The sequence below is a fragment of the Paenibacillus curdlanolyticus YK9 genome, from assembly GCF_000179615.1.
GTDB classification, from domain to species: domain Bacteria; phylum Bacillota; class Bacilli; order Paenibacillales; family Paenibacillaceae; genus Paenibacillus_T; species Paenibacillus_T curdlanolyticus.
Window position 1 is genome coordinate 222,120 of record NZ_AEDD01000010.1, and the last position, 17,567, is coordinate 239,686.

A 17,567-nucleotide genomic window follows, 5' to 3' on the forward strand; every position below is an offset into this window, starting at 1 on the left:
AGGTGTCCGGCTTTCATCTTAATTAGTTAATTTTGATTCGTTGAACCGAATCATCGCTGTCATCATACGGGTCAACGCTATAGTATATATACCCTTCCTTATAATCCACGATTCCGAGCAAGAAATTATAGAATAGGTTATATCCGCTTCCATCCTTTTCGATCGCTTCCGCCGGGAAGCCAACTGGAGATTCATTGAAATCAGCGTCTATGAAGAACGTGCACAAGATATCCGATAGCTTCAAATCATCATGCAGTTCATTCGAAATAAAATAGATCAGATCAGGCAAATAGAGGTCGTCTTTTTTCTGAAGCTCCATTAGTGCAAGATATTCATCATAATCCTGCATAACGCCGCCAATCGTAAATGTTTTATCATCATTTTGTTTAGCAACCCAGACGAAATGAAGCTTCAATCCGCTATCAACCGGGATTACATTGTAATTCTCATTTAAATAACTCATGAGTTCCTTGGCAGTCATCTGCGTACCATCAGGCTTCGTAGACGTTGCTGGCGCCTTCTCTGTCATCGTCACATTCGTTCTCGGCAGATTCAGGAATTTCGTTACATCCGTCGATGGAATCGCGAGATTGATGTTAGCTGAGCTGTCGATCTTCGCCGTCGTAATGCCGACCAGCTCGCCTCTCATGTTGAACAATGCGCCGCCGCTGCTTCCGTGGTCGATTGGCGTTGAAATTTGAATGTAGTTCTGTCCGTCCACAACGCGGCTCGGCGAACTTACCAGGCCTGCTGTCAGCGAGTTTGTGAAACCAAGCGGCGATCCGATTGCAACAACCGACTCGCCCAGCTTCAGCTTGGAGGAATCGCCGATTGTAACAGTTGGAAGGCCTGTAGCGTCGATTTTGAGCAGCGCGAGATCTCTCTTCTCGTCTTTGGCCAGAATCGTCGTAGTCTTATACGTCTTCTTATCTTCGGTATAAATCTTAGCGCTGGCTGCACCGTCAATGACATGATAGTTTGTAATAACTTCGCCGCTGGCGCCGACGATTACGCCGCTGCCGCTCGCGAGCACCTTATCCTTGCTGTCCGATACTTCGATATAAACCACGCGGTTGGACAGGTCTCCAATTTCTTCAACCGTCTTGTTGCCCGTCGTTGGCGTGGTCGTTGGATCGGTTGTTGGCGTCGTCGGCGTCGTTCCCTTTGGCGACGTGATATAGATGGTTTTCCCTTTAATGCTTAGCCCGTAATCGAACGATTGGCTTACGAACCGCAGCGGCACGTACGTTACGTTTTTTACCGACTTGGGCGCCACGTTTAGCTTAATCGGCTGGCCATTCTTGAACGCAACCGTCTGTCCAATGACAAGCTGTACTGTGTTGCTGCCCTTAACAGCCTTCACCGTGCTCGTCTTTGGATCAAACGTAATGCTTGCCCCCATGGCTTCGAACAAATTGCGGAATGGGACTAGCGTTGTTCCATTTTCCTCTAGAACGCTATTGGAAAATTTAAGTTTGGTATTATCTAGATAAACCTGGGTAGATACTTCCGACGCAAACGCCATTGATGGGAGTAACATGAAGATGATGAATAATAGCAGCGTGACTTTCTTCACTCTAGCAATCTCCTTTAACTAACAATGTAGTAGAACAGGACCATTATACCACCTACTTCGTTACTAATAACCTATAATTTTCTTAAATTATTATATTCTATTAATCCAAATCTTAACTATTCTTAAGAGATGTGCCGTCAGACAAAAAAAGGTCCCTCATCGGGACCTCCGGCCGCGTCCATTACTGCTTGCGTGTGCGATGGCCGCTAGCCAACCGCTCAATGTCCCGTGCCTCAAGAATCGGGCGATCATAGCCCATCGTAGCCGCATGAATCATCGCAACGCCGAGCTGCCGGAGCGTCAGCATATGCTTCGGAAACAGCAGCTTCGCCATTGGATACAGCCAGGAGATATAGCGGTAATACTTATGTGCATTGCGCAGCCCTTTGGTGGGATGCAAATAGCCCGGACGGAACATGTAAGCCGCCTTTAGCGGCAGCTGCATGAGCTCGTTTTCGGTTTTGCCTTTTACGCGCGCCCACATGGAACGCCCCTGCTCCGTACTATCCGTCCCCGCGCCCGTTACATACGTCAAGACCATCTCTGGATTTAACCGTGCCAGCGTGCTTGCGACATGCAGCGTGAGGCCATAGGTGACGCTTGTATAATCTGCTTCCGTCATCCCCACCGAGGACACGCCTAAGCAGAAAAAGCAGGCGTTATATCCGGTCAAGTCCGACTCAATCAACGACAGGTCATGAAAGTCCGAATGGATGACTTCTTGCAGCTTGGGATGCTGCCTGCCGCATGGCTTCCTTCCAAGTACAAGCACCCGCTCCACCTCCGGATGGCGGAGGCACTCCTCGAGCACGCCCTCGCCAACCATTCCCGTTACGCCTGTAATGATGACGCGAATCTTCCTGCCCGCATACTCATACTCTGCCATTATGATGCAGCCCCCTTGTACATAAGTCCTTGCTATCCATTCCAATTCTATCGGACAGTATATAGCTTCCCGCTGGCGAATACAAACCCCGCTTTCTTCTACCAAAAAAAGACCCTCCGAAGAGGGCCCTAGCCTATACCTTAACCTGCCTGAGCGCTTCACCCATCTCTGCCGCCTTGCCATTGAGCTCTCGAGACGCCTCATGCAGCTGCCTGATCAACTGCAGCTGTTGGTCCGTCAACTGCTCGATCTGGCGCGACTGCTCCGATACGCCGCCTGCGATATCGGCCATATTGCCGACTGTCGCCGCCACCTCCTGCGAGCCTGCCGACAGCTGTTCAACCGTAGAGGACACCTCCAGAATCTGATCAGTTACGAGCTGGAACGCATCCACCGTAAAATCAAAGGATTGCTCCGCTTGCAGTGACAAACGCGAGCCTTCCTTGATTTCGTTCGTCGCGGCCTCCATATGCGCCCGGATCGCGCTGGCTTCACGCCCAATGCCGCTTAGCAGCTCCGTTACATGCTGGACAGCCGCTGCTGAATTTTCCGCCAGCTTCCTCACCTCAGCCGCAACGACCGAGAAGCCTCGGCCATGCTCGCCTGCCCGCGCCGCTTCAATGGATGCATTAAGCGCCAACAGCTTCGTCTGCGTCGCAAAATCCTGAATATTCGTCAGCGCCTCCGTCATCTGATGGCCGCTGCCCTCCAGCTTGATCGCGATCTCTCTCGTTTCCTCTGCCGAAGCGGAGATGCTTACCATTTGCGCAGTCATCGAATGAATCGTTTCCCTGCCGGAATGCGCGGTTCCCAGCGCTTCCTGCGCTGCTGTCGATACGGCGCCCGATGACTCTGCAATTCGAAGAATGCCTTGCGTCATCTCTTCCATGGCTGCAGCATTATCCTGAGCACTCTGCCGCTGCGCCTGCGTCCCTGTAAGAATGCTGTGAACCGACTGATTCATCGTTTCGCCCATGCCGAGCATTTCGTCTGCTGATCCAGCGAAGGTGCCCGACGACACAATCAGCTGCTCCGAAGTCGTCGTTATACGCGATACGATAGCGCCAATTCGGTCGTTTAAATGCGTTGACATCACCAGCATTGCACGATAGGTTTTGCCGATCTCATCATGCGACTTCACTGGATTCGCAAGCAGCATCTGGTTCGCTTCCCCCAGCTCCCCTGCCGCCATCCGCTCGGCGCTCGCCGTCACCGTACGCAGCGGACGAAGGGCAATTGCAACGAACCATGTCATAAAGCTTATTGCAATGAGCGCAACCGCCAGCATAATGGCATATAGCGGGATGCTTTTACGCGTTACCTGGCTCGCCAATCCTGCCAGCACCGTCGCATCCGTATCGATTCCCAACGCTCCGATAACCTTGCCGTCGGCTGCTTTCATAGGCACGTAAGCCGATATGTAATTGCCGTACTGCTCATTCTCGATCAGCGGCGAGCTTGCGCGCGAGCCTTCCAGCACTAGCTTTACCGCATCAGTCGGCATATCCGTTGATTCATTAATCGGAGAAGCGAGCGGATCGCCCTTCGGGCGTCCATCGATCATAAGGAGAGGCTCATTCCCCGCATTAAATTGAACAAAATAAACGTACCGCGCACCGATCGACAAACGGAATTGGTCCAGCTCGCTGCGAAGCGACCAATACAAATCCGTTTCTTTGGGCTCGGCCAAAAACGACGCATACTTGCTGGCATCCAGCTGCTTGGCATAATTCTCTGCAATACTCATGTTGTAGGAGCTTACCGCATCTTCTACTGCCGTTCTCGTATTATAAACCTGCAGCAGGATATTGCCCGCCACCGTTAATGCAATGACAGCCGCCACTCCTAGCAGAATGCGGGCCGTCAGCCGCGCGCGAACCCATGTAATCATCGTTTCGTTCCTCTCCTGGTTGTCGATTCGGTTAATTTTGGTATGATGTAAATTCGACAACAGACTGAAAATCCCTCCTTTTTAACTAGTTCTTAATGCCCATTAAACAGACTCCCCTCATCGCAGCCGGCATCATCCGCGCGGTCCACGAGGAGCAAACCTAAGACGGGCAGTCCCGTTGACACTTACTTGTGCTAAACTAGACACTACTAAGCATATGGACAAGAAAGCGAAGAAGGAGACTTGCAATGAAGCTCATCTCTTGGAACGTTAACGGTTTGCGCGCTTGCGTAACCAAAGGCTTTATGGACTACTTCAACGAAAGTGACGCCGATATTTTCTGCTTGCAGGAAACGAAGCTGCAGGCGGGCCAAATCGAGCTGCCGCTCGAGGGCCGCTATTCGCAATATTGGAATTATGCAGTAAAGAAAGGCTACTCCGGCACCGCCGTCTTCACGAAGGTCGAGCCGTTAACCGTACGTTACGGTATCGAAGAGGACTCCGAGGATGAGGGGCGTATTCTAACGCTGGAATTCGACCGCTTCTATCTCGTAAACGTCTATACGCCTAACGCAAAACGTGACTTATCCCGACTCGGCTATCGGCTGGAGTGGGAGGATCGTTTCCGGGCATACTTGCTGGAGCTTGACGCCCAGAAGCCTGTCATCGTATGCGGCGATCTGAACGTCGCGCATCAAGAAATCGATTTGAAAAATGCCAAATCCAATCATGGCAACTCCGGCTTCACGACAGAGGAGCGCGGCAAAATGACGGATCTGCTCGAATCAGGCTTCATCGATACGTTCCGTCATCTGCATCCTGAACGGGATGATGCGTTCAGTTGGTGGTCGTTCATGCCGAAGGTCCGTGAACGGAACATCGGCTGGCGGATCGATTATTTCCTTGCATCCGCTAGATTGGCGCCGCATGTGACGGACGCCGGTATTGATTCCGCTATTCTAGGGAGCGACCACTGCCCTGTCATGGTGCAGCTGGAGGACGCTTGGCTCAAGTGAACATGCGCAACAAACAAACGAGCAATGACTAGCGATCCAAGTCGCTGTTCATTGCTCGTTTTCAGCTGCACGCCTCAACTATGCTTCTATTTAAGCAAAATTCGCACAAGCCCATCGCTTATCCGTTTCATCACCCGATAACCATCAGCCGCTGCCGTGGCAATTCCCTCGTCATTCGGCTTGCAATAGCCATTAACCAAGCAGGTGCCGTCGTCGCGAACGATTAGCTTGCCGAGCATGCCGACAGCTACCCACTCCGGACGCTCCCTGCGGGGCACATATGTCTGTTCGGGATCGTAATCCGGATTCAGAATCCGGTCGCCCTGCTCATCCTTCAATATGCGCCCGTACTCATCCTTTAGAAATAAGCCCTGCCAGCGCAGATCACTGGAATCTGCCACGAAAGCAGGCGTGGCGCTTGTTATGCCAAGAATATACGAATCCGAGGCAGATGCCCGCATAATCCGATCTCCGCTCAAGGTTACAAAATAGCCGACGTCGATCGGCTGCCCGTCTGCTGTCTCGAACATTTCTGCATAGTCCGCAGCAGCTGGGGCTAGAACCGCGCCATCCAAATAGAGATTGCCGCCCGGCCCATCCAATATAACAGAGTTGAGCGTCGGCCCGATCGCCAAGCCGTTGGCGACATGAAAGGAATTCGCGAACCGAGCTGTACCGTTTTCCCCCATAATATAAGCGCCAGTAAGTCCGCCGGTATTCGTATTCGAGCCGCCGGCGAAGGAATTCAAAGCATTCGCTACCGTGTTGCTGCCTGCTGAATGGGAGTTATCGCCGCTTGCCGTTGTGACGTTGCCTTCGGCATGGGCATTAATTCCGCTCGCAATCGTATTGGTGCCTTCGGCATGCGAGTTGGCGCCATTCGCTTGCGACGCAAGCCCTTCCGCATGGGAACGGTCGCCTAAGGCAATCGTCGCCTCGCCCTCCGCGTGCGAAGAGCCTCCCGTTGCCTGCGTATTCAGGCCCTCGGCATGTGCGGCATTCCCGCCTGACACCGTACCGCTTCCCTCCGCATGAGAGCTGCCGCCATTGGCCTGCGTGCCCAACCCTTCGGCATGGGAACGAATTCCGTTCGCAATCGTTCCTTCTCCCTCGGCATGCGAGTTCATCCCCACCGATTGCGAGTTCAAGCCTTCGGCATGCGATGCGTCACCGATTGCCCTTGCGCCCAAACCCTCGGCATGAGACCGCTGCCCGCTGGCAATCGTCCCTTCGCCCTCCGCATGGGCAGAAATCGCGGTTGCTTGCGTAAACGCTCCCTCGGCATGTGAATTGTCGAGGGATGCCAACGTGTTGAAACCTTCCGCATGCGCTTGCGGCCCAGTCGCTCGCGCGCCGCCGCCTTCCGCATGCGAATTGTTGCCCGTCGCTTGCGTGCCGGAGCCTTCCGCATGGGCATTGCTTGCGCTTGCGATCGTGCCGGAGCCTTCGGCATGCGCGCTGCTGCCGCCCGCCGACGTTCCGCTGCCTTCCGCATGCGCGCTAGTCCCGCCCGCCGTCGTCGTATCGCCTTCGGCATGCGAATTGTTGCCATTCGCCGCCGTATTGACGCCTTCGGCATGCGCGTTGGTTCCATTCGCCGTCGTACCAGCGCCTTCCGCATGCGAATTCGCTCCGTTAGCAGTCGTGCCAGTACCCTCGGCGTGCGAATTCGCTCCATTCGCCGTCGTGCCGCCGCCCTCGGCATGCGAGTTATCCCCCTGCGCCGTCGTCCCTGCGCCCTCCGCATGTGAATCATTGCCTATAGCGCGCGTCCCCGCACCCTCGGCATGCGAGCCGGTACCGCTTGCCGTCGTGCTGTCTCCCTCCGCGTGCGCATTCGCGCCGGAGGCCAACGTCCCATTGCCTTCCGCATGCGAATTGTCGCCAGTAGCCATTGTGCTGTCGCCTTCCGCATGCGAATTAGCGCCTAAAGCTACCGTAACATTACCCTCCGCATGTGAATTGACGCCGTTAGCCATCGTGCTATTGCCCTCGGAATGGGCAAACTCTGCATTCGCCTGCGTCATGCCGCCCTCAGCATGAGCGCCATGGCCGTTTGCAATCGTCCCTTCCCCTTCGGCATGCGAAGCCTCTGCGATGACAGTCGTCAACGTATCGCGCCCTTCGGCGAAGGAGCAGGCGCCGAGTGCGACCGCATTACAGCCCACGGTAATCGGCGGACCCTGCGGCCCAGCAGGACCAGTAGCTCCGGCTGGACCCGGAGGCCCCTGCGGTCCGACTAGCCCCTGACTAATAATCGTATTGAGGCTATTATCGATGTGCTGCACGATTTGCAGAATCTGATTGAGAATCTCCTGATTGACTTCCAGTCGAACATTAATCGATTGCACATTGAACATGAACACCTTCAGCGTAACGGCAATGGATACTGCAATCATCGGGGTAACGAGCAGTTCGGCGAGCACAAGTTCGAGCACTGCAAGCCGGATAGCACGCTCGGCGGCGCCCGGGCACAGCTTGTGGAGCAGCTTATTCAGATTGGACAGCGCGCGCCGCAGCTTCTTCAGCGCCTCTGGGTCGCGATTCATCAGCACCAGAGGGACGAGTGCATCTATAAGTTGAAGCAAACGCCGCAGACGCTGCGCTTCCCGCCTCGTTATTGTTATGTGAACGCATGACTTGGCTTTAATAACGGGCTTGCAGCAGCAGCGTTTCTTTGGAACGCGGCATATTTTTTTCCGTCTCAACTTGCGACGATTCGCTTTGTGTACCTTACATCCACCCATTACCAGTCACCTCCCTATTTCCATGCCATCATATGAGGACCGGAGCGGATAGACTGTTTAGCTGCCTAGCATCTACCAAAATGTGCAGATGTACGGTATATATCGCCGAGACCTCATAGTAGAGGACGGGCATAGGACGGCTTCATCATAACTCCATAAAACGCGTACATTCCATTAACAAATCGCTCGTATGATTTGTCCGAACGATAATCAACCATTATGGGAGGATGAATCTAATGTACGCGCAACAACTCTCACCAGCTCGTGCCTGGTGGAAAGCACTGCTGGCCGGCACGGTAGCTGCTACGCTGCTGGCAAGCCCGCTTATCGCACCAAAATCCGCTTTTGCCGCTAACGGCACTCCGAATTATGAGGTTAAATTAAATCTCGATCCTTCGCTCGTGCTCGACTCCAGTCATAATCTCGTAAGCGCCGTCCGCAGCGAATTCTCGACCGGCACCTCGACGAAAAAATATAAACTGCAGTACATGGATACCGCAACGCAAAGCCTTCAAGGGCAAGGGTGGAGCGACCGCATTCGCAAACGCGATGACCAGAGCACGCATGAAATTCAATTCAAGAAACGGTATGAGGTCCAAAATGGCGACATCAACGCCGCGTTAACCCAAGCTGCTGGCGAGGGTCTGGACTCCGCGTCCGGCTTCAATTTCCAAGTCGATTGGGGCTACTCCAAGCAAACGCTTAGCATCGCTTACGAGAAGGACGTTACCATCTCCGGCTCCAGCGGCAGCGGCTTGAATATGCCTTCCGAAGCAACATCCCGAACGGTGTCGAACTCGAATGCGCCTGCCAAGTTCAAAAACTGGACGAGCACGGGCTGGGGCACGACCCAATTAAACAGCTCGGTGATCTATGGACCGGTTACCTTCAACCGTTACGCGGGCACGTTCGACGGCCTCGATCTTGACGTCGAAGTATGGACCGTCATCAACGCAGCGGGAACAGGCAATGAATATTGGGTTGAAGCCTCGTTCAAGACGGACAGCTTCTCCGAAGCTTCGTCGGAGCGCACGGCGCTCATCAACCTGCTTCGCAGCAAAGGCTGGCTCGTGGAGCAAGACGTCCTCCGTACAAGCCAAATCATTGAGCGTTATGCACCGACGCCAGACACGACGGCGCCTTCTGCGCCTACGAACGTAACGGCAGTCGCTTCGTCCGGCACGCAGGTTAATCTGTCATGGACGGCTTCGACGGACAACGTAGGCGTTTCCGGCTATGACGTTTATCGCGATGGCACGCTCGTGGGCTCAACGACAACAAACTCTTTTGGCAATACGGGACTGACGGCTTCGACGGCTTATTCCTATACAGTCAAAGCCAAAGACGCCTCGAACAACGTATCGGCGGCGAGCAGCCCAGTGAGCGTAACAACGCTGGCTGCAGGCACTGGCGGCACGCTGATTTACAATGTAGACGGCAGCACCGGCGCTTATTTCGAAGCGGAAACGTATACGTCCAAGAACGGCACATTCGCCTTGGCAGCCTGCACGGCTTGCTCGAATGGCCAGAACATGGAGACGGCGAACGGCTCCGGCAACGCATCAACCAACCTCATCGCCTATAACCTGCAGGTGACCAACGGCGGCAGCTTCTACATCCACCTGCTCGGCAACGGCCCGGACGGCAGCTCGGATAGCTTCTACGTTGCCATCGACAGCGGCAGCGACACGCAAGTGTCGACGACATCGAACAGCACGTGGGCTTGGAAAAAAACGAGCGGCACGATTTCCATCCCGACTGGCGCCCACACGCTGTACATCAAAGTGCGCGAAGACGGCGCGAAGGTGGATAAAGTGTATTTGTCCAAATCCAGCACGCTTCCTACAGGCTTGGGCGGAACGTCGCTTACGCCTTCCTATCAATAACGCGCTGACCAAACGAATCAGCAAGGAGTCCTCTATGCCATGCAGGCGCAGGGGACTCCTTTTTATCTATAGGTCCAGCCTCGTCGCCCTCGACCTTCCCCGCCTCCCGACGTAGGCCGCACTCCGCCGTTAGCCGCTTCATGGCCTTCTCCGGCAGTGGTAAAGTTTAGTTAATTATTTATGCTGCACATGCATCACATGGACTTTAGGAGGTTAAGGTATGAACAAACAAGGAAGCCGCGGACGGGCAGGGGGATTCGGTATTTTGGCCGTGTTGGCAGTGGCGATCGGACTTTACGCGCTTGCATTTTATGGCTCGCCTGACGGGGTGAAGGATCAGCCATTCGCATCGGAGAAAGGCCCGATGCCGGATCTGTGGTATAGCGTTCTCTGGGCGCACGCCATGTCCGCAGGACTGGCGCTTGGCATCGGCTGGCTGCAATTCGTAAAGCGGCTCCGTCAACGATCGCCACAGCTTCACCGTCTTGTAGGATATGTTTACAGCGTCATGCTCGTCATTGCCGGCATCACCGGGCTTTATCTTGCCTATTATTCAGACGGCGGCTTAAGCGGCCACCTCGGCTTCGGCATGCTATCGGCGCTATGGCTCTACACCCTGTACCGCGCATTAAAAAGCATTATCGTCGATCGCGACCCGTTGGCGCATGGCAGCTGGATGACCCGCAACTACGCGCTGACCTGTGCAGCGGTTACACTGCGGATCTACACCCCATTGGCAGGCGCGCTATTCAGCCTTACGGATACGAATGAGACCTTCACGGTCATCGCTTGGCTTGCATGGGTGCCCAACCTGTTTGCGGCCGAAATGATCAATAGCCGACGCGTGCTGAGACGGCATGGCTAGCCAGACGCAGGGAATGCCCTGCCACTCGTAAACTCGCCGCTTTCCGGAGTCCACACAAGGGATTCCGGATTTTTTGTTAGACTACATGCAACATTTACTCCGCTATCCCGTCTAGGATTACGAACGGCACACCAACAACTGGAGGATTGACAGATGAACAAAATGTATAAAGCAATCGCAACCGCGTCTATTCTTGCCATGAGCCTTTCGCCAATCGCGGCGTTCGCACAGCAGCAGAGCGTACCGCCTGCTCCTATTCATGCCGGACAAGGCAACGTTCAGAACCAAGCAGCCGTTAAGCCTGCCACTGTAGGCCTTATTACAAATTTCGTCAACGATAAATCAGGCAAATTCGTCACGGTAACGGGCCGCGGCCTCGCTGCGACCGATCAAAGCGAGATTGTTCTCGCCATCACGAAAGACACGCGCATCATCGACGGCAAAGGCCGCACCGTTCCGCTGAAGAAGGTGATCGACGAACAGCGCGCTGTGAAAGCCTTTTATGGCCCGAACATTACAAAGAGCATCCCCGCTCGCGGCACTGCGCTGACGCTCGTGGTGCAGGACTACACGTTCTCCGCTATTAACGGAACGGTTACCGAAGTGAAGGAAGGCAGCATCACCGTTCAAGGCGCCAATCTTTACTCTGGGCTGGAGGACACCATCATTCTCCATCTTGCGCCTAAAGCCCAACTGCTGAACGAAAGCGGACAAGCGATTCAAGCCAGCGAGATTAAAGCCGGCATGACCATCAAAGCGTTTTACGGCCCAGCCGTAACGATGAGCCTTCCTCCGCAATCGACAACAAACTATGTGGTGGTTACAATGGCAGGAGAAGAGACGGCTCATGAAGCGCCAGGCACGGATGGCATCATTACGAATGCGAATGCGGCAGACAGCAAAATCACCGTTATAGGCAGCCCGCTTCCGCAGGGCGGCGTAAACTATGTTATTCTGAGCGTCGATAAAGATACGCAAATCGTCGATGAGAACGGTGTCGCGCTGACAGCCGACGCCCTGAAAGCAGACACGCGCGTAGAAGCAACATACGGCGAAATGATGACGATGATTTACCCGGCTCAAACGCATGCCGACAAAATCGTCGTGAAGAAAGCGGAAGCGCCTAAAATCATCGGCACGATCGAAGCAACAGATTCCACGAATAAAAACCAAGTATACGTCAATGTCGGCTCCGACAGCGATAAGAATAACGACGTTGTACTCCATCTCTCGGACAAAACGGTTATCATTCCATCACTGGCTGGCGATGTCGAATTGAAGCCGGGCATGCGCATCATTGCCTACCATTCCATGGCGATGACGGCGTCACTGCCCCCGCAAACGGCTGCTGAGGTTATTCTCGTAACGGAGTAATTGCGACGGTTGTCCATACGCTAAAAAGGGATGTCCCGAAGCCGCGATGGCTAAGGGGCATCCCTTTTTTTGTTGCGCTGCAGTGATTACGATTAGCGCAGCGTGGAGCGCAGACTACGACGTTGGTTGGCACAGCAGCATGAACTGCAACGGAAGTCTTGGGGGTGGACCAACTTTCCCTTGCTCATTGTACAAAGTACAATAGTATGACAATTATTAGCGCCACCAAGCTGCGGCCGGGATCTGCGTCTTATCCTCGCTAACGGCAACAAACTCTCCTATGCGAGGCGTCGCAATGGTTACGCCATGCTGCACAGCTGCGGCAACTGCCCGTTCCACCGGATCTGTCCAAGCATGCAGCGCCAGCGTAAACGCTCCCCAATGAATAGGCACGAGCACATCGCCGCGGACATCGCGATGCGCCTGCACCGTCTCCTCCGGCATCATATGGATCGCAGACCAACGCTCATCATACTGCCCGCATTCCATCAGCGTCAGGTCGAATGGGCCGTATTTGTCGCCAATATCCTTGAAGTGCGGCGCATAGCCGCTGTCCCCGCTGAAAAACACGCTCGCACTCTGACCCTTAAACACCCATGAGCACCATAGGGATCGATCCCGATCCGTTAGTCCTCTGCCCGAGAAATGCCGAGCAGGCGTGCAGGCAATCTTCAGGCCTTTGAATTCGAATTCATCCCACCACCCGTGCTCGCTTATCCGACTCTCCTCAATCCCCCACTGCTGGAGGTATCGGCCGACGCCCGACGGGACATGGAAGTGCCCTACGCGGCTTTCAAGCTTCTTAATGCTGCCACGATCCATATGGTCAAAATGGTTATGCGACAGAAAAATAGCATCCACCTGCCCGATCGCTTCCGCCTTCACCGGCAGCCCGCCGCTGTATCGCTTGCTGTTGAAAATCGGGAACGGGGACGATGCCGGCCCCAGCATCGGATCGAGCAGGATTCGCTTCCCTTCGATTTCGAGCAGGCTCGCCGAATGGCCGAACCATGCGACCCGCGTCACTCGCTCATCGGGCGAGGCCGACAGCGATATCGGCACGATCGGCACCTGCTGCTGCGGACGCAGCTGCGTGCGCATGCGCGCATAGTCACGAATCATCGCGAGCATCGATTGCACGCTCGTACTCATACTCGTTGGCTGTTGATTCACATATTTGACGGATTTAACGGACATTGGCGCTCCCCCTTGCAGTCGGTTCTACTTTGCTCCTTTTATCATAATGGAACCGTTCCCCCCTTTGCAAAATTCGGGGCCAGCTACCACTTATAAAATTAGATGCAAAGCTCCCCTTGACTCTCTCGCTACGGAAGACAATATGCTGAGGTCATGAAGCAAATCAAGGGGGAAACAATGATGAGGATGAACCATAACGCGAACGCTCATGTCATTATGGGCGCAGGCGCCGTCGGCGCTGCTATTGCAAGGGAACTGCTGCAGCGTGGGGAAACGAATATTCGTCTCGTAAGCCGGAGCGGCCGGCTCCAAGAGGGGGCAGGCTTATCGGATAAGGTCTCCGTGGTGAAAGGCGATGTGTCCGATCCTCATTTTGCGATTCAAGCGTGCAACGGGGCTGCTGTCGTCTATCACTGCGCGCAGCCGGGCTATACGAAGTGGCCGACAGAATTTCCGACGCTTACGGCGTCCATTCTGGAGGGAGCGATTGCCGCTGATGCCAAGCTCGTCTTTGCAGATAATCTATATATGTACGGAAAGACTGACGGGGTATTGAAGGAGACGCTGCCTCATCGGGCAGAGGGACCTAAGGGCGTAACGCGCGCAGCAATGGCAAGCCGGCTCATGCAGGCTCATCAGGAAGGAAAGGTCCGCGTCGCAATTGGCCGCGCTTCCGATTTCTATGGTCCCGGCGCTCTTCAATCGTGGCTCGGCGAGCGCGTATTCAAGTTTGCGCTGCAAGGCAAGCCCGTCGAGGCGCTGGGCAATTGCGACATGCCGCACACCTATACGTATATCGGAGATTTTGCGAGCGGGCTAGTCACGCTGGGGCAGGATGACCGGGCGTTGGGGGAAATCTGGCATGTTCCAAACGCTGAGACTTTAACGACGCGGCAATTGCTGCACGTATTGTTTGAGGAGCTCGGCGCTGCTCGCAGAATACGCAGCTTCTCCCGCACTGGCGTCAGCTTGTTGTCTTTATTCATGCCGGTTATGAAAGAATTTAAAGAGATTATGTATGAGTTCGAGCAGCCTTTCATCGTCGATCACGGCAAGTTTATGGCTGCGTTCCCCCATCATCAGGTTACGCCGCACCGAACCGCGATGCAGCGGACGCTGCAGTGGTACCGGCAACGCTTCGGCCTCTAGTCTGATCTATCGTTCAACGCGCTCGTTGGCGGCAATCGGCACTTGCAGCTCGACGATCACGTTTTGCGGGTCTACGCACTGGTTTTCGCGGCCGAACAGATGAAGCTCCCGCACGGGACCGATTGGCGAGTAACCGTTCATGCCCATCCAATCAAACAGCTCCAGCAGCGCGTCCTTCACGTCCATGAACGCCCCTTGATGGACCACGCTGGCAACGAGTCGCGCACTCGGCAGCTCGTAGCGTCGAATCGCCTCCGGCACCGCTGCGCCAGCCGTAACAGTCTGAAGCGACATCTTCGGCTTGCCGTTAGCTTTCGGCGGACTCACGGCGACAGCAACCTCAATGTCAAAGTCCGTCTCCACGAACTCCGTCATGTGGTACAGCACATACTCCTGCTGCACCTCGAACGCCTGCCCATCCAGCCATCCATCCAGCTCATCGAACATGCGGCAGCGGTACGCAGGCATATCCAGCGGCGTCGGTACGATCCGACGCAGGGCAACGATATGCAGCGAAGGCACCTGCTTCATCACCACCTCATACTTTGGCGGTCCTTCCAAGGCACTCAGCCGATGCAGCCGCGCCTCGAGGCGGCCTAGCTGCTCATGCTTTTCCCGAATATCGCGGGCGAGTTCTGCTTTCTTGGCTTCTATCGTTGCAATCGTATCTGCAATGGGCTGCTGCCGGTTGAGCAAGTCCGCGATTTGATCAAGCGCAAGCCCCATGTCCTTGAACGCCTGAATTTGATTGAGCCGAATGAGCTGGTCGAATGTGTAGTAGCGGTAGCTCGTGTCCGGATCGATATGGGCGGGCTTCAGCAGCCCGAAATCGTCGTAATGCCGAAGCGTTCGAATCGTCACCTGGGCGATCGTCGAGAAAAGTCCGATTTTGATCAATTGCGTCACGAACTGTCATCCTTCCTAACTGAGTATCAAATCAAACAAGTCGAGAAGGGCCACCCGCCTGCTGCGGATGACCCTTCTTTATTATCGTTGTGCGGAAGTCTGGATGCTTACCAGCCAAAGTCCAGCGTTGTGCCCGACTCGGCGTACGTTTTGATATTGCTTAGAATCATCGGCCAGCTCTGCTGGGTGCTTTCATAGGACGGGTGGCCGTCCGGCCATTGGTCATTCACCAGCGTCAGCTTCGTACAGCTGCCAACCGTCTCTAGCGATAGCGTAATTCGGGTTTCCAGCTCCGCATGATTTTCCCGATAGGACGGTCCCGGGTGCTCAGTGTAGCTCATCAGGCGATTCGGCTCGTAAGCGAGCACCGTACCATACACATGCACCGTCTCGTCGCCGTCATTGCCTGGCCCAACATATTGATACGGGGCGCCCACTTCGTTGGTCGACCGGAACTCGCTGCCAAAGAAAATCGCTTTAGTTTTCTCCGATACAGTGAAAATGCTCCATACGTCCTCCAGTGTGGCTCCAATATACAGCTCATACTTCAGATCCGCTAACGGCATTCGTGATCCTCCATTCCGCTTTCAAACTGTGCAGCATCGCACATGCAACCTGCTTGTTTTTTTACTATACTCGACTGCCGTATGGCGGGTATTGTAAAAACGCGACAGCCGCAAATGGTCTGCAACCGGATCGTTGCGGGGAAAATACGCAGTAAATCTTTGTATTTTGTACAATGTGCAAGGGGGATCAATCGAAGGTCAAAGAGATTTACACTTCTCCAAAACAAATTTTTCTAACTTAGAAACGTTTTGAAACATTTTCGAGTTTTGAAACGTGTTACGGCAAAAGGAGGAGCACAATGGACGCCACTACTAGCAGCAGTCATGCGTACATCGCAAACCTAATCGATAAATATGGAGATATGATATACCGCCTGTCGCTTACCTACTTACGTAATCGGCAGGATGCTCAGGACGTGTGCCAGGATGTCTATATTAAGCTTTTTAGACACATGCGCTCTTTTAACGATGACGAGCATGAGAAAGCCTGGGTCATCCGGGTAACGATAAATACGTGCAAAGACGCAATCAGAAGCCCATGGAAACGATGGTTCCTTCCTGTTTCCGATGATCTTTATTCCATAACGTCCAATGATCAATTCGACGTCGTATCCTTTGTCCTTACACTCCCTAGAAAATATAGGCTCGTCATTCATCTTTATTATTTTGAAGGTTATCAAGGCAATGAAATCGCTGAGATTTTAAACCTAAACGAGGGGACGGTTCGAACACAGCTCAAGCGCGCGAAGGAGCTGCTCAAAACGAAGATGCTAGGGGGAATGGAATGATGACCTTTCAGGATAAGTATGTTACCCAAATGAATGCAATCAAGCTGGATGACAAAACAAAAGAAAAAATACTTCATAACGTCTTGTCAGTGTCTACAATCTCCGAAAATTATCGTTTTACCGTTCAAAAGAGATTCGCCGTCATTGCCGCGGCTTGCTTTCTAATTATGCTCATAGCGTTTGTAGCGCCGCCGTTTATGAATCAAAAGGATCATCAGTCCCCCAGTCTTGTTCAAAGCTTAATTCTGACTGCGTATGCGGCTGACGGCTCTCCTATTCCCGTTAAGCCCGATGTCACGTTTCCGCTTGGCCGGTATTCCGTGTTAATGAGCAGCACGCCCGGATTCCCCATAACGATTAACAGTAAAGACGCGGACAGCATCCGGCTGCATGCCTCGACTGGACGATTGCTATTGTGGAACCCCGCAGATTCCAAGATAACGCCATTGAACAGCGATACGCCCATTGCGCCTGGCAATACGGTTTACTGGACGCCGCTTGAAGAAGGAAACCCGCCTAAAGTTGCCGCCGAAGGCGTCGTTGAGTTAACGCTTTACAAGAATGGAAGAGTAGCCGGCAAGGGCAAGATCGAGATTACTTCCGACAAGAGCGTAGATTACAAAGGAAAGTTCACCTATAACTAATCATGAAATAAACACAAAATAAATATAAATAACCCCAAAATTCATTATTGTCAAGTTAAAACTTTTATACATTTAT

The 17,567-nt window shown here is 53.7% G+C and carries 14 protein-coding genes; 7 read left to right on the plus strand and 7 right to left on the minus strand.

Translation table 11 applies throughout. The features are described from left to right. Window positions 1-22: 22 nt before the first annotated feature. From PAECUDRAFT_RS24885 to PAECUDRAFT_RS18560, 3 genes are all read right to left on the minus strand, one after another. The gene (locus PAECUDRAFT_RS24885) at window positions 23-1,576 is read right to left on the minus strand and encodes a trypsin-like peptidase domain-containing protein (RefSeq protein WP_006039667.1); all 1,554 of its coding nucleotides are present in this window, start codon (window positions 1,574-1,576) and stop codon (window positions 23-25) included. A gap of 181 nt (window positions 1,577-1,757) precedes the next feature. After that, window positions 1,758-2,462, minus strand: coding sequence for an NAD-dependent epimerase/dehydratase family protein (locus PAECUDRAFT_RS18555; RefSeq protein WP_006039668.1), 705 nt, complete (start codon window positions 2,460-2,462; stop codon window positions 1,758-1,760). A gap of 133 nt (window positions 2,463-2,595) precedes the next feature. Then, window positions 2,596-4,353 carry a methyl-accepting chemotaxis protein gene (locus PAECUDRAFT_RS18560; RefSeq protein WP_006039669.1) on the minus strand — a complete coding sequence of 586 codons (1,758 nt, stop codon included), beginning with the start codon at window positions 4,351-4,353 and terminating at the stop codon, window positions 2,596-2,598. A 248-nt stretch (window positions 4,354-4,601) separates the two neighbouring features. Between PAECUDRAFT_RS18560 and PAECUDRAFT_RS18565 the strand changes: the two genes are divergently transcribed. Next, complete coding sequence (locus tag PAECUDRAFT_RS18565) at window positions 4,602-5,369, plus strand: exodeoxyribonuclease III (protein WP_006039670.1); 768 nt, start codon at window positions 4,602-4,604, stop codon at window positions 5,367-5,369. An 86-nt stretch (window positions 5,370-5,455) separates the two neighbouring features. Here PAECUDRAFT_RS18565 and PAECUDRAFT_RS24890 read toward each other — a convergent pair whose 3' ends face one another. Further along, a complete protein-coding gene (locus PAECUDRAFT_RS24890) occupies window positions 5,456-8,116 on the minus strand; it encodes a peptidase G2 autoproteolytic cleavage domain-containing protein (RefSeq protein WP_006039671.1) in 2,661 nt (886 codons plus the stop codon). A gap of 236 nt (window positions 8,117-8,352) precedes the next feature. Here PAECUDRAFT_RS24890 and PAECUDRAFT_RS26655 point away from each other — a divergent pair, with 236 nt between their 5' ends. The 3 genes from PAECUDRAFT_RS26655 (at window position 8,353) to PAECUDRAFT_RS18585 (ending at window position 12,241) form a co-directional block, all read left to right on the plus strand. Beyond that, on the plus strand, window positions 8,353-10,002 hold the full coding sequence (locus PAECUDRAFT_RS26655) for a fibronectin type III domain-containing protein (RefSeq protein ID WP_006039672.1): 1,650 nt from the start codon (window positions 8,353-8,355) through the stop codon (window positions 10,000-10,002). A 220-nt stretch (window positions 10,003-10,222) separates the two neighbouring features. After that, window positions 10,223-10,867, plus strand: coding sequence for a DUF2306 domain-containing protein (locus PAECUDRAFT_RS18580; protein ID WP_006039674.1), 645 nt, complete (start codon window positions 10,223-10,225; stop codon window positions 10,865-10,867). Between the two features lie 153 nt (window positions 10,868-11,020). Continuing rightward, the gene (locus PAECUDRAFT_RS18585) at window positions 11,021-12,241 is read left to right on the plus strand and encodes a hypothetical protein (RefSeq protein WP_006039675.1); all 1,221 of its coding nucleotides are present in this window, start codon (window positions 11,021-11,023) and stop codon (window positions 12,239-12,241) included. A gap of 216 nt (window positions 12,242-12,457) precedes the next feature. Here PAECUDRAFT_RS18585 and PAECUDRAFT_RS18590 read toward each other — a convergent pair whose 3' ends face one another. Beyond that, the gene (locus PAECUDRAFT_RS18590) at window positions 12,458-13,438 is read right to left on the minus strand and encodes an MBL fold metallo-hydrolase (RefSeq protein WP_006039676.1); all 981 of its coding nucleotides are present in this window, start codon (window positions 13,436-13,438) and stop codon (window positions 12,458-12,460) included. A gap of 177 nt (window positions 13,439-13,615) precedes the next feature. On the opposite strand from PAECUDRAFT_RS18590, the gene PAECUDRAFT_RS18595 reads away from it, so the two are divergent. After that, window positions 13,616-14,587 (plus strand): NAD-dependent epimerase/dehydratase family protein, encoded by a 972-nt coding sequence (locus PAECUDRAFT_RS18595; protein ID WP_006039677.1) that lies wholly within the window; start codon window positions 13,616-13,618, stop codon window positions 14,585-14,587. Between the two features lie 6 nt (window positions 14,588-14,593). Here the strand turns inward: PAECUDRAFT_RS18595 and PAECUDRAFT_RS18600 are convergent, their stop codons facing one another. After that, complete coding sequence (locus PAECUDRAFT_RS18600) at window positions 14,594-15,493, minus strand: MerR family transcriptional regulator (RefSeq protein WP_006039678.1); 900 nt, start codon at window positions 15,491-15,493, stop codon at window positions 14,594-14,596. Window positions 15,494-15,600: 107 nt separating this feature from the next. Then, window positions 15,601-16,059 carry an SRPBCC domain-containing protein gene (locus tag PAECUDRAFT_RS18605; RefSeq protein WP_006039679.1) on the minus strand — a complete coding sequence of 153 codons (459 nt, stop codon included), beginning with the start codon at window positions 16,057-16,059 and terminating at the stop codon, window positions 15,601-15,603. Window positions 16,060-16,358: 299 nt separating this feature from the next. On the opposite strand from PAECUDRAFT_RS18605, the gene PAECUDRAFT_RS18610 reads away from it, so the two are divergent. Further along, complete coding sequence (locus tag PAECUDRAFT_RS18610; protein ID WP_006039680.1) at window positions 16,359-16,847, plus strand: RNA polymerase sigma factor; 489 nt, start codon at window positions 16,359-16,361, stop codon at window positions 16,845-16,847. Continuing rightward, a complete protein-coding gene (locus tag PAECUDRAFT_RS18615) occupies window positions 16,844-17,491 on the plus strand; it encodes a hypothetical protein (protein WP_006039681.1) in 648 nt (215 codons plus the stop codon). Before PAECUDRAFT_RS18610 ends, PAECUDRAFT_RS18615 begins: the two co-directional genes overlap by 4 nt. Window positions 17,492-17,567: the final 76 nt, after the last annotated feature.